Annotated in this window: 22 protein-coding genes; 12 read left to right on the forward strand and 10 right to left on the reverse strand. The window is 61.5% G+C overall.

Annotated elements, in window-relative coordinates:
- Nucleotides 1–8: 8 nt before the first annotated feature.
- The 4 genes from ACO06R_RS05755 to ACO06R_RS05770 all read left to right on the forward strand — a co-directional run bounded on the left by ACO06R_RS05755 (nt 9) and on the right by ACO06R_RS05770 (nt 4,646).
- Nucleotides 9–1,898, forward strand: a complete 1,890-nt coding sequence (locus ACO06R_RS05755) for a 5'-nucleotidase C-terminal domain-containing protein (RefSeq protein WP_421857250.1) — start codon at nt 9–11, stop codon at nt 1,896–1,898.
- 130 nt (nt 1,899–2,028) lie between these two features.
- Nucleotides 2,029–3,096: a ferrochelatase gene (hemH, locus tag ACO06R_RS05760; RefSeq protein ID WP_421857252.1), complete on the forward strand. Its 1,068-nt coding sequence runs from the start codon at nt 2,029–2,031 to the stop codon at nt 3,094–3,096.
- Nucleotides 3,097–3,181: 85 nt separating this feature from the next.
- A complete protein-coding gene (locus ACO06R_RS05765; protein ID WP_421857254.1) occupies nt 3,182–4,162 on the forward strand; it encodes an SPFH domain-containing protein in 981 nt (326 codons plus the stop codon).
- Between the two features lie 19 nt (nt 4,163–4,181).
- The gene (locus ACO06R_RS05770) at nt 4,182–4,646 is read left to right on the forward strand and encodes an NfeD family protein (protein ID WP_421857257.1); all 465 of its coding nucleotides are present in this window, start codon (nt 4,182–4,184) and stop codon (nt 4,644–4,646) included.
- Between the two features lie 22 nt (nt 4,647–4,668).
- On the opposite strand, the gene ACO06R_RS05775 is transcribed toward ACO06R_RS05770, so the two are convergent.
- Nucleotides 4,669–5,664, reverse strand: a complete 996-nt coding sequence (locus tag ACO06R_RS05775; protein ID WP_421857259.1) for a KpsF/GutQ family sugar-phosphate isomerase — start codon at nt 5,662–5,664, stop codon at nt 4,669–4,671.
- Nucleotides 5,665–5,856: 192 nt separating this feature from the next.
- Here ACO06R_RS05775 and ACO06R_RS05780 point away from each other — a divergent pair, with 192 nt between their 5' ends.
- The 3 genes from ACO06R_RS05780 to ACO06R_RS05790 all read left to right on the forward strand — a co-directional run bounded on the left by ACO06R_RS05780 (nt 5,857) and on the right by ACO06R_RS05790 (nt 10,058).
- Nucleotides 5,857–7,437, forward strand: coding sequence for an outer membrane beta-barrel protein (locus ACO06R_RS05780; RefSeq protein WP_421857260.1), 1,581 nt, complete (start codon nt 5,857–5,859; stop codon nt 7,435–7,437).
- A gap of 107 nt (nt 7,438–7,544) precedes the next feature.
- Nucleotides 7,545–8,756: a lytic murein transglycosylase gene (locus ACO06R_RS05785; RefSeq protein ID WP_421859236.1), complete on the forward strand. Its 1,212-nt coding sequence runs from the start codon at nt 7,545–7,547 to the stop codon at nt 8,754–8,756.
- A gap of 45 nt (nt 8,757–8,801) precedes the next feature.
- Entirely contained in the window at nt 8,802–10,058 is a 1,257-nt protein-coding gene (locus ACO06R_RS05790; RefSeq protein ID WP_421857262.1) for a DUF459 domain-containing protein, read from the forward strand.
- Nucleotides 10,059–10,087: 29 nt separating this feature from the next.
- Here ACO06R_RS05790 and ACO06R_RS05795 read toward each other — a convergent pair whose 3' ends face one another.
- Nucleotides 10,088–10,396, reverse strand: a complete 309-nt coding sequence (locus ACO06R_RS05795; protein WP_421857264.1) for a DUF1244 domain-containing protein — start codon at nt 10,394–10,396, stop codon at nt 10,088–10,090.
- A gap of 205 nt (nt 10,397–10,601) precedes the next feature.
- Here ACO06R_RS05795 and ACO06R_RS05800 point away from each other — a divergent pair, with 205 nt between their 5' ends.
- Nucleotides 10,602–11,072, forward strand: coding sequence for a DUF1036 domain-containing protein (locus ACO06R_RS05800; protein ID WP_421857266.1), 471 nt, complete (start codon nt 10,602–10,604; stop codon nt 11,070–11,072).
- The gene (gene pyk / locus ACO06R_RS05805; RefSeq protein WP_421857268.1) at nt 11,069–12,505 is read left to right on the forward strand and encodes a pyruvate kinase; all 1,437 of its coding nucleotides are present in this window, start codon (nt 11,069–11,071) and stop codon (nt 12,503–12,505) included. Before ACO06R_RS05800 ends, pyk begins: the two co-directional genes overlap by 4 nt.
- Nucleotides 12,506–12,507: 2 nt before the next feature.
- On the opposite strand, the gene ACO06R_RS05810 is transcribed toward pyk, so the two are convergent.
- From ACO06R_RS05810 to ACO06R_RS05835, 6 genes are all read right to left on the reverse strand, one after another.
- Nucleotides 12,508–13,542 (reverse strand): alpha/beta fold hydrolase, encoded by a 1,035-nt coding sequence (locus ACO06R_RS05810; protein ID WP_421857270.1) that lies wholly within the window; start codon nt 13,540–13,542, stop codon nt 12,508–12,510.
- A gap of 9 nt (nt 13,543–13,551) precedes the next feature.
- Nucleotides 13,552–14,214: a hypothetical protein gene (locus tag ACO06R_RS05815; protein WP_421857272.1), complete on the reverse strand. Its 663-nt coding sequence runs from the start codon at nt 14,212–14,214 to the stop codon at nt 13,552–13,554.
- 80 nt (nt 14,215–14,294) lie between these two features.
- Nucleotides 14,295–14,420 carry a type B 50S ribosomal protein L36 gene (gene ykgO / locus ACO06R_RS05820; protein WP_421857274.1) on the reverse strand — a complete coding sequence of 42 codons (126 nt, stop codon included), beginning with the start codon at nt 14,418–14,420 and terminating at the stop codon, nt 14,295–14,297.
- Nucleotides 14,421–14,518: 98 nt separating this feature from the next.
- A complete protein-coding gene (locus ACO06R_RS05825; protein WP_421857276.1) occupies nt 14,519–15,601 on the reverse strand; it encodes a 5-(carboxyamino)imidazole ribonucleotide synthase in 1,083 nt (360 codons plus the stop codon).
- Complete coding sequence (gene purE, locus ACO06R_RS05830; protein WP_421857278.1) at nt 15,598–16,092, reverse strand: 5-(carboxyamino)imidazole ribonucleotide mutase; 495 nt, start codon at nt 16,090–16,092, stop codon at nt 15,598–15,600. The genes ACO06R_RS05825 and purE overlap by 4 nt, the downstream gene beginning before the upstream one ends.
- An 18-nt stretch (nt 16,093–16,110) precedes the next feature.
- Nucleotides 16,111–16,314: a YdcH family protein gene (locus ACO06R_RS05835; protein ID WP_421857280.1), complete on the reverse strand. Its 204-nt coding sequence runs from the start codon at nt 16,312–16,314 to the stop codon at nt 16,111–16,113.
- A gap of 180 nt (nt 16,315–16,494) precedes the next feature.
- On the opposite strand from ACO06R_RS05835, the gene ACO06R_RS05840 reads away from it, so the two are divergent.
- Nucleotides 16,495–16,671, forward strand: a complete 177-nt coding sequence (locus tag ACO06R_RS05840) for a YdcH family protein (protein ID WP_421857282.1) — start codon at nt 16,495–16,497, stop codon at nt 16,669–16,671.
- 19 nt (nt 16,672–16,690) lie between these two features.
- Here the strand turns inward: ACO06R_RS05840 and ACO06R_RS05845 are convergent, their stop codons facing one another.
- Complete coding sequence (locus tag ACO06R_RS05845) at nt 16,691–16,957, reverse strand: ArsR/SmtB family transcription factor (protein WP_421857284.1); 267 nt, start codon at nt 16,955–16,957, stop codon at nt 16,691–16,693.
- A 31-nt stretch (nt 16,958–16,988) separates the two neighbouring features.
- Entirely contained in the window at nt 16,989–17,759 is a 771-nt protein-coding gene (locus tag ACO06R_RS05850) for a sulfite exporter TauE/SafE family protein (RefSeq protein ID WP_421857286.1), read from the reverse strand.
- A gap of 182 nt (nt 17,760–17,941) precedes the next feature.
- Between ACO06R_RS05850 and ACO06R_RS05855 the strand changes: the two genes are divergently transcribed.
- On the forward strand, nt 17,942–18,598 hold the full coding sequence (locus ACO06R_RS05855) for a thiamine phosphate synthase (protein WP_421857288.1): 657 nt from the start codon (nt 17,942–17,944) through the stop codon (nt 18,596–18,598).
- Nucleotides 18,595–19,593 carry a tetratricopeptide repeat protein gene (locus ACO06R_RS05860; protein ID WP_421857290.1) on the forward strand — a complete coding sequence of 333 codons (999 nt, stop codon included), beginning with the start codon at nt 18,595–18,597 and terminating at the stop codon, nt 19,591–19,593. Before ACO06R_RS05855 ends, ACO06R_RS05860 begins: the two co-directional genes overlap by 4 nt.
- Nucleotides 19,594–19,665 lie beyond the last annotated feature (72 nt).

The following is a 19,665-nucleotide window of genomic DNA, read 5'->3' on the forward strand; positions in this document are numbered from 1 at the left end:
AGAAAGATATGAAACGAATCCTGAACCTGATGTTGTTGAGTGCTTCCGCTTTGGCGATCGGAGCGGTAGCTGCGAGCGCCGACTACACGCTGCACGTCATTCACATCAACGATCTGCACAGCCGGATCGAGCCGATCAACAAATACGATTCGACCTGTAATGCCGAAGACAATGCGGAAGGCAAGTGCTTTGGCGGTGTGGCGCGCGTTGCGACCAAGATCAACGAGTTGCGCACCGAGCTTGCGGGGCAGAACGTCGTGGTCCTCGACGCGGGCGATCAGTACCAGGGTTCGCTTTTCTACACGACCTACAAGGGCGACTCCGAAGCCGAGTTCATGGAGAAGATCGGTTTCGACGTCATGGCAGTGGGCAATCACGAGTTCGATGATGGCGACGAAGGCCTTGCGAAGCTCGCCGACAACGTATCGTTCCCGGTGATCTCCGGAAACATCGATGTCAGCCAGTCGAATGTTCTCGCCGGCAAGATCGACAACCATGTCGTGCTGGAGGTCGGTGGCGAGAAGATCGGCATCGTTTCGGCGCTTGCGGTCGACACGACTGAAACCTCGAGCCCGTCCGATGCCGTTGTCTTCTCCAACGAGATCGAAGCGCTGAAAGCCGATGTCGCGGCGCTTGAGGCCGAGGGCATCACCAAGATTATCGCGCTCAACCATGTCGGCGTGAACAAGGATATGGCGATCGCCGAGGCGGTTGCCGGGCTCGACGCGGTCGTCGGCGGCCACTCGCACACCAAGTTCTCCAACACCGAGGAAGGCGCGATGGCCTACCCGACGATGGTCGGTGATGTGCCGGTGGTTCAGGCCTACGCCTATTCCAAATATGTCGGCCACCTGACGCTGGTGTTCGACGATGCGGGCAAGGTTACATCGGCGACCGGTGACACCGTCATACTCGATGCTTCCGTGGCCGAGGATCAGGAAATCGTCGCGCGCGTTGCCGAACTCGGTGCCCCGATCGAGGAACTCAAAGGCAAGGTCATCGGTTCCTCGTCCGACAACATCGAGGGCAGCCGCGACGTTTGCCGGGCGATGGAATGCTCGATGGGCAACCTCGTTGCCGACGCGATGCTCGAACGGGTCAAGGAACAGGGCATCCAGATCGCCATCCAGAATGGCGGTGGACTGCGTGCCTCGATCGACGCCGGCGAGGTGACGATGGGCGAGGTGCTGACCGTGCTGCCGTTCCAGAACACGCTGGCAACGTTCCAGCTCAAGGGCGCGGACGTCCTGGCGGCTCTGGAAAATGGCGTCAGCCAGATTGAGGATGGCGCTGGGCGCTTCCCGCAGGTTGCCGGTATGAAGTACACATTCGACGCCGCAGCCGAACCGGGCAGCCGGATTTCCGATGTCATGGTCGCTGACAGCGATGGCGGCTTTGCGCCGCTCGATGCAGCCGCGACCTACGGCGTTGTTTCCAACAACTACATGCGCGGTGGCGGCGACGGCTACAAGATGTTCGCCACCAACGGCATGAACGCTTATGACTACGGTCCGGGCCTCGAGCAGGTCGTCGCCGACTATGTCGGCGAAAACAGCCCCTACACGCCTTACACCGATGGCCGTATCAGCATCGCCAAGGCAATGACGGAAACGATGGAAGATAAGTCGGCAATGGAAGAAAAGCCGGCAGAGGAAGCCAAACCTGCCATGGAGGCGAAGGTTGAAGTTCCGCAGACCGGACTTTCGGCCACCACGCTTTCGACCGCCGCTCCGGTCGTACCGCCGCGCACTCATGTGATTGCGAAGGGCGACAATCTCTGGGATCTCGCCAAGCAGTATTATGGCGACGCCCAGATGTGGGGCAAGCTGAAGGATGGCAACCCGGATATCAATCCGAAAAACCTCCCGCTTGGCGCAGAATTGGTAATCCCGAACTGATCCAATCGGCGCTATCGACAAGCGAGGGCGCGGACGCATAGTCCGCGCCCTTCTTCATGCTGCGGAGAAGTCTGCGAAGCCCATTGAAAACCGCGCCGACGCGGCTAGGTTTCCGGAAAAAGGCAATCTGATGAATATTGAAACCAAGCTGGATCGCACTGCCGCAAAAGCGATTGGGCCGCTGCCGGACGGGCATCCGCCGGTGAAGATTCAGAAAGTCGGCGTCCTGCTGATCAATCTGGGAACGCCGGATGGCACCGACTACCGCTCCATGCGCCGTTATCTGCGGGAATTCCTGACCGACAAGCGTGTGATCGAATGGCCGAGGGCGCTCTGGTATCCGATCCTCTTCGGAATTGTGTTGAACACCCGGCCCGGTCGCGTGGGCAAGGCCTATGAGGAGATCTGGAACAAGGATCTCGATGAGAGCTACCTGCGCACTTACACGCGGTCGCAATCCGACAAACTCGGCGAGGCGCTGAAGGCGCATCCGGAAGTGATCGTCGACTGGGCGATGCGCTACGGCAATCCGTCGATCGACGAGCGTATCACGGCGCTGCGCGACCAGGGTTGCGACCGCATCGTCGCTTTCCCGCTCTATCCGCAGTATGCTGCTGCCACGACAGCGACGGTCAACGACAAAGTCTTTGAATCGTTGATGAAAACGCGCTTCATGCCGTCAATCAGAACAGTGCCTGCCTACCATGACGAGCCGGTCTACATCGAGGCGCTGGCCCGTTCGATCGAGCAGCATTTCGCCGCCATCGATTTCGAGCCGGAGAAGGTGATCGCTTCCTACCACGGCATTCCTCAGAGCTATTTCAAGAAGGGCGATCCCTACCATTGCCAGTGCCACAAGACGTCGCGGCTGCTCGAGCAAAGGCTCGGATGGGAAAAAGGGCGGCTTCTGACTTGCTTCCAGTCGCGCTTTGGACCGGAAGAATGGCTCCAGCCCTATACCGACAAGACGATCGAGCAACTGGCGCGCGACGGCACCAAGAGCCTGGCTGTCTTCAATCCCGGATTTGTGTCCGATTGTCTTGAAACGCTTGAGGAAATCGCCGGCGAGGGCGAAGAGATTTTCCACGAGCATGGCGGCGGCGATTTCACCCATGTTCCATGCCTGAACGATAGCGAGGGAGGCATGGCTGTGATCGAGACGCTGGTGCGCCGGGAGCTGCGGGGATGGATCGACTAAAACCCTCTAAACTTTGTAATGGACCCTTCATCCCCCCATATTAAACCTGAGCGTGCAATGCCGTTTGCCGTGCAAGGAGGGTTTGATGTTCGGTCTAGATATTGCCGTCGGCGTGTTCGCCGCGCTGGTCGTGGTGCTGCTTTTTGCGGCGATCAAGACCGTTCCGCAAGGCTTCAACTACACAGTCGAACGCTTTGGCAAATACACGCGAACGCTTGAGCCGGGCTTGAACATCATCATTCCGCTGTTCGACCGGGTGGGCTCGCGGATGAACATGATGGAGCAGGTGCTCGATGTACCGACGCAGGTTGTGATCACCCGCGACAATGCCTCCGTGGAAGCCGATGGCGTGTGCTTCTATCAGGTGTTGAACGCGCCGAAGGCGGCCTATCAGGTCGCGGGTCTGCAGAACGCCATTCTTAACCTGACGATGACCAACATCCGTTCCGTGATGGGTTCGATGGATCTCGATGAGTTGCTGTCGAACCGCGACGCGATCAACGAGCGCCTGTTGCGCGTGGTCGATGAGGCTGGAAGCCCTTGGGGCATCAAGATCACGCGGATCGAGATCAAGGATATCAATCCGCCGACCGACCTTGTTGACGCCATGGCGCGGCAGATGAAGGCGGAACGCGACAAACGCGCGGAAGTTCTGGAAGCGGAGGGTGAGCGTCAGGCGCAGATCCTGCGCGCCGAAGGCCTGAAACAGGCGGAGATCCTGAAGGCGGAAGGCGAACGTGAAGCGGCTTTTCGCGAGGCGGAAGCGCGCGAGCGTCTGGCCGAGGCGGAAGCGAACGCCACCCGGGCGGTGTCGGATGCAATCGCATCGGGTTCCACGCAGGCGATCAACTATTTCGTGGCGCAAAAATACACAGAAGCCCTGCAGACCATCGGATCGGCACCGAATCAGAAGATCGTCATGATGCCCATGGAAGCGTCTTCGCTGATCGGTTCTCTCGGCGGTATCGGAGCGATCGCAAAAGAGGTTTTCGGCGACAATCCTTCGGGTGGATCGTCGCCTTCACGCACGGTGCCGCCGACCGGGCGCGTGACGCAGGGAAGCTGAGTTTCGAAGGAGCAACGCCATGATCATGACTTGGATCGAACAGCTTGGCGGCTGGAGCTGGATCATCTTCGGTCTGGCCTTGCTCTGCCTCGAAATCCTCGCACCCGGTATCCTGTTCCTGTGGTTCGGTATTGCCGCCCTCATTGTCGGGCTGATCTCCCTTGCCGTATGGGGGCCGGGCGCCGAGTTGTGGGTCTGGCAGGTGCAGGTTCTCGGATTTCTCGTGTTGGCGTTATTCCTCGCCTATGCAGGCCGGTCGTGGCTGGCGCGCAACGAAAAGGAAAGCGACGAACCGCTTCTTAACAACCGCGTCGCTCAATTGGTGGGACGTACGGCAACGCTGGAAGAGCCGATCACCAATGGCGTCGGCAAGATGCGTCTCGGCGACACGCTTTGGCGGGTGCAGGGACCGGACCTGCCGGCCGGAACCACGGTTCGCGTCCTCGGCGGCGACAATGAGCGTCTTCAGGTGGAAAGCGTCTAGACGAAGCTGTTGACAACAGCGTTCAGGCGACGCCGATCCGCAGCAGATCGTGGAAATGCACGACCCCGACCGGTTTGCGCCCTTTGACGACAATGAGCGCCGAAATGTTGTGGCGGTTCAGCAGATCCATCGCCGATGCCGCGAGGGTCTGTTCGGTGACGGTTTTCGGCGAGGTCGTCATGATGTGATCGACGCTGTGGCCGGTCAGGTCGCGTTCGATATTGCGGGCCAGGTCGCCGTCGGTGAAAATGCCGACCAGCAGACCCGCTTGATCAACCACGCCGACGCATCCGACCCGTTTTTCCGCCAGCACATGGACGGCGGTCGACATGGGCGTGCCGGTCGCGACCAGAGGCACTTCGCTGCCGATGCGCATGATCTCGCCGACATGGGTGAGGTTGGCGCCGAGCTTTCCGCCCGGGTGGAAGGTCCTGAAATCAGAGGCGCTAAACCCTCTGCTTTCCAGCAGCGCCACAGCAAGCGCATCGCCGAGCGCAAGCTGCATCAGTGTTGACGTGGTCGGTGCGAGACCGTGCGGGCACGCCTCGTCGGCCTTGGGAAGGACGAGCACGATGTCGGCTTCGCGCGCGAGCGTCGAATCGGCGCCGGCGGTGATCGCGATCAGGGGGATCTCGAAACGGCGGGAGTAGCGGAGAATGCCGCTGAGTTCCTGGGTCTCGCCGGACCAGGACATGGCGATGATCGCGTCGTCTCGGGCTATCATGCCGAGATCGCCGTGATTGGCCTCCGCCGGATGGACGAAAAACGCCGGCGTGCCGGTCGAAGCCAGCGTTGCGGCGATCTTGGAGCCGATATGACCGCTCTTGCCGACGCCCGCGACGATCACCCGGCCATTGATACCGCTGATGGCGTTGATCGCTTCCATGAATGGCTCGCCCAAACCATTCGTGAGCGCAGACTCAAGCGCGGCGAGGCCGTTTGCTCCGGCCGCCAGCGTTTTCAGCGCCGATCGCACGGGCTCCGCATGTTCCATCGGTTTTCTCGCCGTATCGCTCATAGCGGTGCGCTACTCCACACCGGCGCATTTGTCCATGAACGATAGTAAAGTCATGACCTTCTTCACCTGATTTCCCACTGCGTGTGGCTCTTCGGAAAGCATTCATTAACTCTGCACGTTTAGGTTTCGGTAAGAATAACCGGGTGGCGGAACGTGCGGTTTGATGCCAACGACACAATTCGGACAAGCGCCATGCGCCGGGTCTGCATGCTGGCCATTGTTGCTGCAATTGGCGGCACAGTGTCGCCTGCGCACGCTCAACTGACCAACACGCTGCGCGGCTCTGTCGAGGAGGACATACTCCTTCGCAACCCGCAGGCAACCGCTGCGGATGAGGCAACGGAAGAGGCGCGAACCGGCATTCCGGCACCGCAATACCGGCCGATAACGGCAGCAACCGACCCAGCGGAAGAAAGACGGGCAGCCGGCGAGAGCATATTCGAACTGCCGACCCCGCTCGCCGTTCCCGATCCCGCGGAAGAGGCCGAGATCACGGTCGACGTGCCGCCGGAAGCTCGTTTTTCCACTGGCCGGGTCGATGCGACCGGGTCCATCGGTCCGCTGCAGGGCGGTGCGGTATCTGTTGACGATGATCCGTTTGCCGCCACCGGCATCCGCCTCGGCACGTTTATCTTGCGTCCAACCGTTGAACTGGGCGTGATCGGCGATTTCGACACGGATACCGTCGATGACGGCACGACCACGTCGCAAGTCAACACAAGCTCGGTATTCGCCGAGGGTGTGCTTCGGTTGAATCTCGCCTCCGACTGGAACCGGCATTCACTTTCCGTCGATGCAAACGGCCGCTGGCAGACATCGCTGGATGGCGATGCGGAGGCGCAGCCGCGACTCGATATCGACGTTGCCGGGCGCTTCGACGTGAGCGATGCGACCACGTTGAACGCGAGTGCCGGATACCGCTATTTCCGCGAGGACCCGCAATCGAGCGCCTTCTTCGCGGCGACCGACCCGGGATTGATTCCGGCCGTCACCGGAACCAACGAACCGGCAACCCAATCGCTGAACGGCTCGCTCGATCTCCGTCACGACTTCGGCAATCTGTATGGCGAGATTGGCGGAACGGTCACGCGCACCGTCTATGGCGATGCGCGGTTGAGCGACAACACGGTGATATCGCAGGGCGACCTGGACGATGTTGTCTATGATGGCCGGCTGCGGGCAGGTTTTGCGGCGTCGGCGGTGTATTCGCCGTTCGTGGAGGCCGGACTGGGCCTGCGGCGCATGGATGTTACGCCGGACAGCGGCGGGGTTGACCGAAACGCGGCCCGCTATGTTCTTCGCGCCGGTATGGAGTTTGATTTCGGCGAAAAGCTGAACGGCGAGGTTTCGGCCGGGTTCCTGCATGAGGACATCGCCGACAATGCGCTGGCCGACATCAGCGGCGTCGCCGTCGATGCGGAAGTCAACTGGTCGCCGGTCCGCGAGACGGATGTACGTCTCGGCCTGCGCACGAGCACCGAGACCTCCGGCGCGGTCGGCGAGAGCGGCGCAGTGCTGTATGCGGCTGATCTCGCGGTTACGCAGCGCGTCTTCGCCAACCTGACCGCAGAATTGAATGGCGGTATCGACTACCGCGATGCCCAGGGCGGCACCGATGAAATCACGGCGCGTGCCGGGGCGGCCTACACCTACTGGTTCAACCGGTTTGCAGGCGTGACGACGAGGGTCGAATACGAGCAGACATTCAGTTCCGAGGCGACGGACCGATCACGCTCCATGTCGGCCTTCGCCGGCCTTCGCTTGCAGCGCTAATTGGGAGTTGCCGAAATGTTGCCATTGATTCGTATAGACTCCCCGGCACCGCATCCCATGCAGACAAATGCTGGCCGAGAAACGATGTGGACGAAACCATGACCGACATGACCACCCGCAGGACACTGCTTGCCGCCGGCGCTGCCGCACTGCTGACCGGTACGGTAGGGCTGAGCCCGGCATCTGCCGATGCCGGTTTCAGGCGCTGGATCGCCGATTTCAGAGCGACGGCATTGCGCAACGGCATATCGGGGCGGACCTATGATGCCGCATTCGCCGATGTGCGGTCTCCCGATCCCGAGGTGCTCAAGAAAGCGCGCTTCCAGCCGGAATTCCGTGACGAGGCCTGGCAGTATATCGATAGTCGCGTGCACGAACGGTCGGTGGCGACCGGCCGGGACATGCTGCGCAGATACAATCGCCTGCTTGGCCGGATCGAGCGGGAGACCGGCGTCAGCCGCAACATCGTACTCGCCATCTGGTCGATGGAGTCGGACTATGGCGAGTTTCTCAAGCGCCGGGACCGGCTGCATTACGTGCCGCGGGCGCTCGCCACGCTCGCCTATGCTGACAGGCGGCGCGCCAAGTATGCGCGCGGCCAGTTGATCGGCGCGCTGAAGATCATGCAGCGCGGCGATGTGCCGCGCAGCGGCCTGGTCGGCTCGTGGGCCGGCGCGATGGGGCACACGCAATTCATCCCGACCAGTTATTTGGCCTATGCGGTCGACGCCAATGGCGACGGCCGGCGCGATATCTGGAACTCCGTGCCCGATGCCCTGTTCACGGCCGCCAACTTGTTGCGGCGCAATGGCTGGCGGACGGGTCAGACCTGGGGCTACGAAGTGACGCTGCCGGCAGGTCGCAAGTTTCCGGCCGGCAAGATGTCGCTCGCCAAATGGGAGGGCATCGGCGTGCGCCGGGCAAGCGGGAAACCGTTCCCGCGGCGTGGCGACGTGGCCGAACTCAAGGTGCTGCAGGGGCGCGACGGTCCGGCCTTCCTGATGATCAAGAACTTCTTCGTGTTGAAGCGCTACAACAACGCCGACAAATATGCGCTTGCTGTCGGGCTGCTGGCCGACCAGATCGGCGGCGGGTCGCCGCCGCGCAAGGACTGGAACCGTCCGTTCACGAAGCTCAACATCGCAGAGAGCGAAGAATTGCAGGCGCGGCTGAAACAGAGCGGCTTCTACGATGGCGCGGTTGACGGAAAGATCGGGCCGCAATCGCGTTCGGCGATCAAGGCCTACCAGTCCCAATACGGGCTGGAGCAGGATGGCTATGCGTCGATGGAACTGCTAAGGGTGCTGCGGAGCCGCTAGAACGCGGGCCGTTTTGCGCCGCGCGCGCCGGATGTCGAGTAGACCATGCTCCGTTTCGTACGTGCCATTGCCGGGTTTCTGATTGCGCTGGTCATCGTACCGCTTGTGCCGGTGCTCGGCTGGGATGCGGGACCGTTTGCCGCAACAGCACAGGCGCAGGAGACAGGTAAGCCGAAAACGCTGCTGGAACTGCTGCGCGGTGACAGAGGTTCTTCGCCGAGCGTGACAGTAATCAAGCCGCGCACCAACCGGAGCACCCGGTCGCGAAGAACGTCGCGGGTCGTCAAGCGGCTGACACGGCCGGATGAGGGCACTTCGGCTCCACCACCGGCGGCGGCTGCAGCCGCCGCGCCCAGCGGACCGGTCGAGAAACACGAGAACGCTCGGGTTGTTTTGGTGGTTGGCGACTTCATCGCCGGCGGCATGGCGCAGGGCCTGAAAGAAGCGTTCGACGATGTGTCGAGCGTTTCCGTGGTGGTGCGCGCCAACGGGTCTTCGGGCCTGGTGCGCGACGACTACTACAACTGGCCGGGCTCCATCGGCGCGATCATCGAAGAGATCTCGCCTTCGATGGTTGTCGTGCTTCTGGGATCCAACGACCGCCAAGCGATGCGGGTCGGCGGGCGCAGCGTCAAGGTGCGCTCAGATTCCTGGAACGCCGAGTATGTCGGGCGGGTCGAGCGCATGGCCAAGGCGGTCACCTCGACGAACACGCCGCTGGTCTGGGTCGGCGGACCGCCGTTCCGTTTCAAGGGCATGTCGACGGATATCCTCGCCTTCAACGAAATGTACCGCACCGCCACCGAGGCCGTCGGCGGCTCGTTCGTCGATATCTGGGACGGTTTTGTCGACGCGAATGGCGCCTTTGCCGTGCGCGGATCGGACATCAATGGCCGCAATGTCAGGTTGCGAGCCTCCGACGGCATCAATTTCTCCAAGGCCGGCAAGCGCAAGCTGGCGTTTTACGTCGAACGCCAGATCCGCCAGATGCTTGGCGACCTGTCGGCGCCATCGCTGGCGACCTTGGCGCCGGAGAGCTTCTCGACAATGCGGCTGCCGCAGTTCCAGTCGGAGACGGAACTCGTGCGTTTCAATCCAATCCGGCTCGATGATCCCGAACTCGATGGCGGATCGTCGCTTCTCGGCGATGTCACGGCGCCGGAGCCGGAATTGTTCAAGAACCCGCTCGAGGCGCGATCCGCGATCAAACGGCTTGTTCAGGACGGTGTTCCGCCACCGGCCCAGCCGGGCCGGGCCAACGATTTCCGCTGGACACCGGAAGCCGATCCGCCCGAAGGCTGATTATCGCGACATGCTTTGGCCGTTCTCGATCAGCGGTGCGCGGTGATCGACTCCTCGAACTTCTGCTTCTGCTCTTCGGATGCCTCGGTCTGGTATTTGTCGCGCCATTCGCTGTAGGGCATGCCATAGATGATTTCGCGCGATTCATCCTTGGATAATTCGATACCCTGCGCGTCCGCGGCATCGCGATACCAATTTGAAAGACAATTCCGGCAGAATCCAGCCAAGTTCATCATGTCGATGTTCTGGACATCGCTGCGCTCGCGCAGATGTGCAATCAGGCGCCGGAAGGCGGCGGCCTCCAATTCGGTGTTCTGCTGTGGTGAAATCTTGCTCATGGGCTGCTCCTCTGCTCGCTGGCAAGATAGGGCCGCACGGCAGGATGCTTCAAGGTTTTCGGGGGCAATCAGCCTAAAGGTGATCTAACGATTGACATAAAGTGCGGCCATGCGACAAACGTCCTATTGGGGGAAAAGCAAACTGCCTGGCGTCATATCATTGTCATCAATCATGCCGATAAGCGGGCCGAATAAATCGATTTGCATGCGCTTGCTGCTTGCTTTGGGGGCCGTCGTTGGGACCTTCCTTGCCGGCGCATCCCAGGCGCGCGCCGATTTCCGTGTCTGCAATGCAACCCAGGAACTGGTGGGAGTCGCCATCGGTTACCGGGCCCGAGCTGGTTGGATCACCGAAGGTTGGTGGGCAATCGAGGGATCGAGTTGCAAGACTTTGATCGAGGGACCGCTTGAGTCACGCTACTACTATCTCTACGCCGAGGACGGCGTGCGCGGCGGGCGCTGGGACGGGCCGATCAGCATGTGCATAGCCGAACTCCAGTTCAAGATCACCGGTGTGAACGATTGTTACGCGCGGGGATTCCAGAAAGCCGGATTCCGCGAGTACGACACCGGCAACCAATCCAACTGGATGGTACAGCTAATCGACGATCCGGAGCCGGCGGCCGGCGGTTCGATCACCGCACCTTTGATAACGCCGCAAGGAGATGGCCAGTGAAACGTGGCCGAAAAGTCAAGATTCTAGCCACACTCGGCCCCTCGTCATCGACAGAAGACATTATCGGCAAACTTCATGATGCAGGCGCTGACGCGTTCCGCATCAACATGAGCCACGCCAGCCATGATCTGATGCGCGAGCTCATCAAACGGATACGCAATGTCGAGGCGCGTGTGGGCCGTCCGATCGGCATCCTGGCCGACCTGCAAGGCCCGAAATTGCGCGTCGGCAGTTTTGCCGACGAGGCGGTCGAACTCGAACCTGGCCAGAGCTTCACCTTCGACAATCGCGAAGTGCCGGGAGACGCCACGCGCGTCCACTTGCCGCATCCGGAAATCCTTGAGGCGGTCGAGCCCGGTCACCGGTTGCTCGTCGACGACGGCAGGCTGGCACTGGTGGCGGAAGAAACCGACGGCAATTCGATTACCGCCCGTGTCGTGTCGGGAAGCAAGATTTCCAACAAGAAGGGCGTCAGCCTGCCGGACACGACGCTCGGCGTCGGCGCGCTGACCGAGAAGGACCGCGTGGACCTCGACGCAATCCTCAAGGAGGATGTCGACTGGGTGGCATTGTCGTTCATTCAGCGTCCCGACGATCTGGCCGAGGTGCGCAAGATCGCGCGCGGCCGCGTCGGTCTGCTGTCGAAGATCGAGAAGCCGCAGGCGGTTGAACGGCTGGACGAAATCATCGAGTTGTCCGATGCAATCATGGTTGCGCGCGGCGACCTCGGCGTTGAAATGCCACTCGAAGCGGTACCCGGGATCCAGAAACAGATCACCCGGGCGGCGCGGCGTGCCGGCAAACCGGTCGTGGTTGCAACGCAGATGCTGGAATCGATGATCTCGGCACCGGTTCCCACCCGCGCCGAGGTTTCAGATGTCGCGACGGCCGTCTTCGAGGGTGCTGACGCCGTCATGCTGTCCGCGGAATCGGCGGCTGGCGATTATCCGGTCGAGGCGGTCGAGACCATGTCGAGGATCGCCGAGAAGGTGGAATTGGACACCAACTATCCGGGCATCATCAACTCGCAGCGCCCGGAAGCCGAGGCGACCGGATCGGACGCGATCTCGGCTGCGGCCCGCCAGATCGCGCAGACGCTCGAGCTATCGGCGATCGTTTGCTACACCTCGTCTGGAACGACCGGGCTTCGCGCTTCGCGGGAGCGCCCTTCGACACCGGTGATCGCGTTGTCACCGGTGGTTCAGACCGCGCGGCGGTTGGCGCTGGTCTGGGGACTGCACTGCGTCGTGACCGAAGATGCTATCGACTTGGACGACATGGTCGATCGCGCGTGCCGGATCGCCTTCCGTGAACAGTTCGGCAAGCCCGGCGACCGCGTCATCATCACCGCCGGGGTGCCGCTTCGCACGCCGGGCGCCACCAACATGCTGCGGATCGCCTATATCGGCTCCGACGGGCTCTCCGGTATCTAGAACTACTCGAGGCAACGCTCGACCGGCCCGAAGCGGTCGTCAGCGATGACGGGTTCCAGCGCGCGCGCTTGTGCGTCCAGGTCGCGCGGTTTGCCCGCCAGCTTCTCGATAGCGGCGACAATCAAGTCCGTCGCCACATAGTCCGGTTTGTGGCCGAGGTTTTTGACGCGCACGAGTTCGACGTTTTGGAGATCTCGCGCCAACCCGTCGGAGTGTATCCTCGGAAGGACGATCGTGTCCTTGTCGCCGGTGATCACAATCGCCGGTGTTTCAATCTTCGAATAGCGGGGCGCAGTCTGCGCGACATGGTCGTAGAGGTTTGCGACGTCGATGGCGTTCGACCGGAAGCTTCGCGGGCGGAGCACCAACGCGACGCCGCTGTTGGCGAGATAATCATTGGTTGGCCGGTTGGGCGCGAAGACGCACTCAATGGCGCTCCTGATGCGCAACAGGCCCGCCGGTAGCGCGATCGTGTGAGCAAACAGATGGCCCAGACCGGGCAGCGCGGTGACCTTGTAGTGCCAGTCGATGCCGCCCGGCCAGGGGTGGCTGACCGGCGACACGAACAAGGTTCCCAGCGTACGGTCTGGATGATCGAGCGCAAAGTTTACCGTGATGGCGCCACCAAAGGAATGGCCGACGATAATCGCCTTCTCGATGCCGAGATAATCCATCAGCGCGCGCAGCGTGGCGGCCTGGCCGTCAGGATGCCGGTTGCGGTCAGGTCCGGGGTCGGACCAGCCATGGCCCGGACGGTCGACGAACAGCAGTTCGGCACGACCGGCCAGTCTGTCGCGGAACGCGAATACCTGGTCGGCAAGGTTGCCGCTGGCGCCATGCAGGAAAACGATGGGCGGTATGTCGGCATCGGAACCCGCGGGTTCGTGAAGATAATGCATGCGGGTTTCGCCGACTGTCGCAAAGGCGCCCGAAGGGGGAAACCGGCTCTCGATCATCCAAGCGCCGACCCGGGTGACCACCGCGAGGCAGACGAGAATCGCGAGCAAGACCAGGAGCGCGGCGTTCAGGAAACCCACGGTTGACGATCACACGGGTTCAGCGGCCAGTTCCTCGGTGAGGCGGATCACCGCCTGCTGAGCCGACTGCATGGCGGGATAGACTGTCAGCGCGCGCTGCCAAGCCTTCAGGGCCGCTTCCTTGCGGCCGGTACGCTCGAGGATCGACGCCATTCCGGCCAGTGCGCCGAAATGGCGCGGTTCCAGATCCAGTGTCTTGTGGATGTCAGCCATCGACTTTGCGAAGTTGTCCATCGAGTAATGCAACGTCGCCCGACGGTTCCAGCCTTCGGCGAAGTCGGGTGCACGGATAACCACCTGATCGAGGTAGTCGAGCGCAACATTGTATTTCTTTTCCTCAAAAGCAGTGTTGGCCCAACTCATCATCAGGTCGACCGTGGCGCTGCCGGATTTGAACCACTGCTTCCAGATGCCGTCGGCGATCGTCTTGGCATATCGGGGATTTCGGGTCTTGCGCAGTTCGGCGAAAAGTTCATCGAGCCGCAACAATTCGGGGCTGGCCGTCAGCGGGACATCGTCAGAGACGACAGGCGGTTCGACGAGGTTTTCCTCCGGAACGGGAAGCGGCTCTTGGGCTTCTGGATCCTGAAAGCCCTGCGCAGACGCCAGTTGCGCGGTCAGGCACAGCGCCGGAAGAGGTAAAAGTTTGAAGATACACGGATGCATTCGCATGCGGTTAAGGTATTAACCGCGATGCAAACGTCAAATGCAAAAATGCGTGACGACGGCCATTCGGTCCGTCTTGCCGCCAATCAGCCCTGGCGCGCCTTGTAGCGCGGGTTCTGCTTGTTGATCACGTATACGCGGCCTTTGCGGCGCACAACGCGGTTGTTGCGGTCGCGCGTTTTCAGCGCCTTGAGCGAATTCTTGATCTTCATTGTCTCGCCTATGCGGCCCGCCAGCGGGCTCAAACAAAAACGCGCCCAAAGGCGCGCAAATCCAGTAGCGGGCTGATAGCCGCAAGTGAATGCAATTGTCAAGCTGTGCGAGGGCTCAAGCGGGTGTAATGCCCCATCTTGCGGCCCGGCCTTGTTTCGCCCTTGCCGTAGTCATCGAGGCGCAAATCCTGCGTTCCGGCCAGATTCCGGGTGTTCTCGATGTCGGTGCCGATGAGGTTGTGCATGGTGCAGTTGCTGTGGCGGCGACCGTCACCTAGCGGCCAGCCTGCAATCGCCCGGATGTGTTGTTCGAACTGCGAAACCGCACATGCGGCTTCTGTCCAGTGTCCCGAATTGTGGACACGCGGTGCGAACTCGTTGGCGAGCAGAGTTCCGTCGGCCATGACGAAAAACTCGAGGCCCAGAACGCCAACGTAATTTAGCGCTTCGGCCAGCTTGCGGGCGCTGTCTTTCGCTGCAGTCTCGACGGCCTTTGCCACGCCGGCGGGGACTGTCGAGGTGGCGAGAATGCCCGCCTCGTGGATATTGCGGGGCGGGTCGTAGCAAACGATCTCGCCTGTTGGCGCGCGCGCCGCGAGAACCGATATCTCGGCTGCAAAGGGGGCGAATTCCTCCAGAATCGCCGGAGCGCCGGCGATTTCTTGCATGGCCTCTCGCGGAGTCGGGTTCTCGGCGCCGCCGAAGCGCACCTGACCCTTGCCGTCGTAGCCGAACCGGCGCTTTTTCAGGATGCCCTTGCCGCCGAAGTCTTCAAGCGCTGCGGCGAGCGTTTCTTCGTCGGCAATGTCGCGAAACCCGGCGGTGGCGATGCCGCAGTCAATGAGAAAGCGCTTTTCGACAAGCCGGTCCTGCGCGGTTTCAAGCGCCAGCGAGCCAGGGCGCAGTGTGACGCGTCCCTCCAGCCAGCGCGCCGCCTCCAGATCCACATTCTCAAATTCGTAGGTCATCACGTCGCATTCATTCGCGAGCTGGGTGAGAGCGGCGCGATCATCATAGGCGGCTTCGATGTGGATGTTGCAGACCTGCGCGGCGGGGCAGTCGGCGGAGGGCTCCAGTACGAGAGTGCGAAAGCCCAGTCGGGCTGCCGCCATTGCCAGCATGCGGCCAAGCTGACCGCCGCCGATGATGCCGATGGTCGCGCCCCGGGGAAGCGAGGTCATTGCTGATCGACCGGCCTGTCGCCGACAGCCGCCGTACGCGCGGCGCGCCAGTCATCCAGCCGTCCGGCGAGGTCTTGGTCCTGAAGGGCGACGATGGCGGCGGCCATCAGGCCCGCATTGGTGGCGCCCGCCGTGCCGATGGCCAATGTGCCAACCGGAATGCCGGCGGGCATCTGGACGATGGACAGCAGCGAATCCTGACCCGAAAGCGCTTTCGATTGCACCGGGACGCCGAGCACGGGAAGCGGCGTCAATGCCGCTGTCATGCCGGGCAAGTGGGCGGCGCCGCCGGCTCCGGCGATGATGACCTGGAAGCCTTTCTCGCGCGCCATCTTTGCGAAATCATACATGCGGTCGGGCGTGCGGTGGGCGGAGACGATGTGCGCCTCGTAGGCGACATTCAGTTCGTCCAGCACCTCGGCGGCGTGACGCATGGTGGGCCAGTCGGACTGGCTGCCCATGATGATGGCGACTTTGGGGGGCGTTGGCATTCGACCGTCTGTCTCGGGTTAGGCGATGATGTCGGGAACTATCTGATCCTCAAGCGATTGCAACTTGTCCTTGATCGCCAGTTTCTTCTTTTTCATCCGCTGGATCTGCAGGCGGTTACATCCCGTTTTGACCATCGCGGTGATCGCCGCATCATAGTCCGCGTGTTCCTGCTTCAGCTTTGCGAAGGCCAGCCGCAAATCCGCCTGTTCCTGTTCAGACATGCCCTGTCCCCGTGACGCTAGGGAACCCTTTTCCCGCCGCCAAATCATGGTCTGTGTTCAACGCATGTTTGCAACATTTCTTCATCCATATCCACAGGGTCGTGTTCGACAGCGCAGATGAATCGTGCCAGCATGCTGTGTCCGGCGACATTCTCCGGGCAAAGCGAAAGGAGCCTGCACATGTCAATTGAAGCTCACCTTGAATCCCTCGTGCGCAAGCATGGTTTTCTTGAGTCGCAGATTGCACAGATGCTCTCTCGGCCGGCTCCAGATCAGGCAGAGCTTTCACAACTAAAACGAGAAAAGCTGCGTCTCAAGGACGAGATCGAACGGATCAGGTCAGAAACGAGACATTAGGCGGTAGTTTTCCGAACTCTCAGCTGGTTTCCCAAAACTGGTCCAACCAGATATTGAGCGGCAGGAACGCCTGTTCGCTCAAACTGTAGATGCGGCGCGTGCCGCTTGATTCCACCGTAACCAGCCCGGCGTCCAGCAGGATTTTCATATGCTGCGACACCGCCGGGCGTGACACCGGCAATTTGGTTGCAAGTTCGCCGACAGTCGTCGGCGCACGACGCAATTCCTCCAGCATCGTCCGGCGGTGCGGGTCGGATATTGCTTGAAACGGATCAGCAGTCATCATTTCATCACGTAAGATGCTGAATTACGCAGCGTCAAGTACCCAAGTAAATAATCCCGTCGAATACAAGCTTGAGTCCAACAATAAAAACCATGGCGTACATGAACGGGTAAAATATTGCCTGATTCATCCTGTGGACGAGCCATGCGCCGGCGACCGTGGCGAACGGCGCGATCGGCATCAGCGCGAAAGACGTGGTCAAGTTGGTTGAGTCGAACTGGCCGAGCGCAAAAAACGGAATCAGCTTGATCGCGTTCATCACGGCAAAGAAGATGACGGACGTGCCGGTGTAGGTGCGCGGGTCCTGGTTCAGGGGCAGCGTGTAGAACTGGTAGGGCGGGCCGCCGGCATGCGAGACGAAGCTGGTGAAGCCGGCAATAGTGCCCCAGAATGTGCCCTTCAGCCGGTTGTGGGAGGCCGGAGCACCCGTCGCCGCGCCGAGGCGCTTGCGCAGATAATCCAAGGCAAAGGCAATCGCGATTGTGCCGACGATCAGGCGAACGACTGGATCGGCGATCCAGGCGGCGGTCGCCCAACCAATGGCAATACCGAGTATTCCCGCGGGAATCATGATCGACAGCGTGCGGGGGTCGAACCGTCCGCGCCATATCCAGAGGCTGGCGATGTCCATGATGATGAGGATCGGCAGCATGATCGCAGCCGCCTGGACGGGCGATATCACCAGAGCCATCATCGGGACGCCGAGCAGCGCCATCGCGCCGCCGAACCCGCCCTTCGACAGTCCGACAAAAAGAACCGCCGGTATCGCTACCGCATAGAAGGCCGGGTCGGAAATCAGGTGCATGGGATACCGGGATCGCGTGACGCGGTGGTTCTAGACGATCGTTTCCGGGCGCGAAAGTGCGGCCGGACAGGGGCGGCGGGACGCCATGGAGGGGCCGGCATGTCGCCAGGTTTTCGCTACGACGCCATGAATCGGTCGTATTAGCGGTTGATGGCAGTGGGAACGAACCATAGTAAGCGGCAATGACGCAACAAAACACCGAACGCTGCCGCCTCGTGCTTGTGGCGCCGGAGGGGCAGTATGGAAACGATTTCGCCGGGGTGCTCGAAACGGCACTCCGTGCCGGAGACGTGGCTTCCGTGATCCTGCCGGCTTACGGCCTCGATGAAGCCGCCTATCAGCGGCACCTGGAAATCAATGTGACTATCGCGCAGAATCACGATGCTGCCGCGATTGCGGTCAACGATACGCGCGCATTCGGCCGTTCGCGTGCCGATGGTTTGCATGCCGATGGCGGCGTTGCGGATATAGGTGCGGCGATCGAGAAATTCGCCAGCAACGCGATTGTTGGCGCTGGAGGAGCGGAGACACGGCATCGAGCGTTGGAGATCGGTGAGTTACAGCCCGATTATGTGTTTTTTGGCCGGTTCGGCCAGGACACGTTCCCCGATCCGCATCGCAAGAATGTGGCGTTGGCGGACTGGTGGGCGGGTATGGTCGAGATTCCCTGCATCCTGATGGGTGGCGGTGCGCTCGATAGCCTCGATCAGGCAGCGGCCACGGGCGCGGAGTTCGTCGCGCTTTCAAGGGCGGTATTCGGGCCCGGTGTCGATCCGCACGCAGCTGTTGTGCAGGCCAACGGCGTCCTGGAGCAACATCTATTGGGAGAGGGTGCTTGAACGGACGGAGCATGATCCGCGAACCGATACGGGCAATTGTGGTGCTGGGTCTTGCGATTTCGATGGCCACGGCGGCACGGAGCGATACGCCGGCGCAAGATGCCTCCGGACGGACTGGCGGTGATCTTGATGCCGGGCTGGTCGCGCCGTCGCGTTTCGGCGAGCGGCCGCCGGACGAGGCGTTCGGCGCGTTTCAGCGTGGTCTTTATCTTACGGCCCGCAATTTGGCTTTGCCGCGCGCCGAGGCCGGTGATCCTGCAGCGCAGACATTGCTTGCCGAGATTTATTCGCGCGGCCTTGGCGTGGCGCGAAACTCACAGGTTGCCGCCGACTGGTACATGAAGGCAGCCGAGCAGGGCGTGCCCGAGGCGCTGTTGCAATATGCCCTCATACTCAGCAACAAGCAGAATGCCAGCGATACTGAACTGCTGAAAGCGCGCAACATGATGCGGACCGCCGCCGACGCCGGCAACGCTCATGCCGAGTTCAACTACGCGCAGATGCTGGTCACCGACCGCCCAACCAGCGCCAGCTATCGCAAGGCCTATCCGTATTTCATGCGGGCTGCCCAAAAGGGCATTCCTGAAGCGCAGTATGCCGTCAGCCAGTATCTGACGAACGGTACCGCCGGTATCGAGAGCGACTACGAGGAAGCGCGCAAATGGCTCACGCTGGCAGCGCGCCAGAACTTCGATATCGCCCAATTGGAACTGGGCGAATGGTATCTGAATGGTATTGGCGGCAAACGGAACCTGCGACGGGCATTTGCCTGGACGATCCGCGCGGCGAGAGCCGGCAATGTCGCGGCACAGGCTTCGGCTGCGCGCCTCTATTGGGGCGGGCTCGGGATCGAGCCGGACGAAGCGGAAGCTGCCGCGTGGTTCGTGATCGCGCGCCGCGCGGGTTTCCGCGACAAGGCGCTTGACGATTTCTGGGAAGGTCTGACCGTCGAGCAGCACCGGGCCGCGATAGACCGGGCCAACAAGCTACGCTAGCACCGATACCAGCCGCTTTTCTGCGCGGTGGTTGAAAGATCGCTGCAAGTGTGATCTTGAACCGCCGATTGA

Source organism: Oricola sp. (assembly GCF_965230365.1).
Classification (GTDB): domain Bacteria; phylum Pseudomonadota; class Alphaproteobacteria; order Rhizobiales; family Rhizobiaceae; genus Oricola.

Coding starts and splice junctions, on each gene's coding strand:
- ACO06R_RS05770 (WP_421857257.1), top strand. CDS start 4,182: ATGATCATGACTTGGATCGAACAGCTTGGCGGCTGGAGCTGGATCATC.
- purE (WP_421857278.1), bottom strand. CDS start 16,092: ATGCCAACGCCCCCCAAAGTCGCCATCATCATGGGCAGCCAGTCCGAC.
- ACO06R_RS05790 (WP_421857262.1), top strand. CDS start 8,802: ATGCTCCGTTTCGTACGTGCCATTGCCGGGTTTCTGATTGCGCTGGTC.
- ACO06R_RS05795 (WP_421857264.1), bottom strand. CDS start 10,396: ATGAGCAAGATTTCACCACAGCAGAACACCGAATTGGAGGCCGCCGCC.
- ACO06R_RS05835 (WP_421857280.1), bottom strand. CDS start 16,314: ATGTCTGAACAGGAACAGGCGGATTTGCGGCTGGCCTTCGCAAAGCTG.
- ACO06R_RS05840 (WP_421857282.1), top strand. CDS start 16,495: ATGTCAATTGAAGCTCACCTTGAATCCCTCGTGCGCAAGCATGGTTTT.
- ACO06R_RS05845 (WP_421857284.1), bottom strand. CDS start 16,957: ATGATGACTGCTGATCCGTTTCAAGCAATATCCGACCCGCACCGCCGG.
- ykgO (WP_421857274.1), bottom strand. CDS start 14,420: ATGAAGATCAAGAATTCGCTCAAGGCGCTGAAAACGCGCGACCGCAAC.
- ACO06R_RS05765 (WP_421857254.1), top strand. CDS start 3,182: ATGTTCGGTCTAGATATTGCCGTCGGCGTGTTCGCCGCGCTGGTCGTG.
- hemH (WP_421857252.1), top strand. CDS start 2,029: ATGAATATTGAAACCAAGCTGGATCGCACTGCCGCAAAAGCGATTGGG.
- ACO06R_RS05755 (WP_421857250.1), top strand. CDS start 9: ATGAAACGAATCCTGAACCTGATGTTGTTGAGTGCTTCCGCTTTGGCG.
- ACO06R_RS05855 (WP_421857288.1), top strand. CDS start 17,942: ATGACGCAACAAAACACCGAACGCTGCCGCCTCGTGCTTGTGGCGCCG.
- ACO06R_RS05815 (WP_421857272.1), bottom strand. CDS start 14,214: ATGCGAATGCATCCGTGTATCTTCAAACTTTTACCTCTTCCGGCGCTG.
- ACO06R_RS05800 (WP_421857266.1), top strand. CDS start 10,602: ATGCGCTTGCTGCTTGCTTTGGGGGCCGTCGTTGGGACCTTCCTTGCC.
- ACO06R_RS05785 (WP_421859236.1), top strand. CDS start 7,545: ATGACCACCCGCAGGACACTGCTTGCCGCCGGCGCTGCCGCACTGCTG.
- ACO06R_RS05780 (WP_421857260.1), top strand. CDS start 5,857: ATGCGCCGGGTCTGCATGCTGGCCATTGTTGCTGCAATTGGCGGCACA.
- ACO06R_RS05775 (WP_421857259.1), bottom strand. CDS start 5,664: ATGAGCGATACGGCGAGAAAACCGATGGAACATGCGGAGCCCGTGCGA.
- ACO06R_RS05825 (WP_421857276.1), bottom strand. CDS start 15,601: ATGACCTCGCTTCCCCGGGGCGCGACCATCGGCATCATCGGCGGCGGT.
- ACO06R_RS05850 (WP_421857286.1), bottom strand. CDS start 17,759: ATGCACCTGATTTCCGACCCGGCCTTCTATGCGGTAGCGATACCGGCG.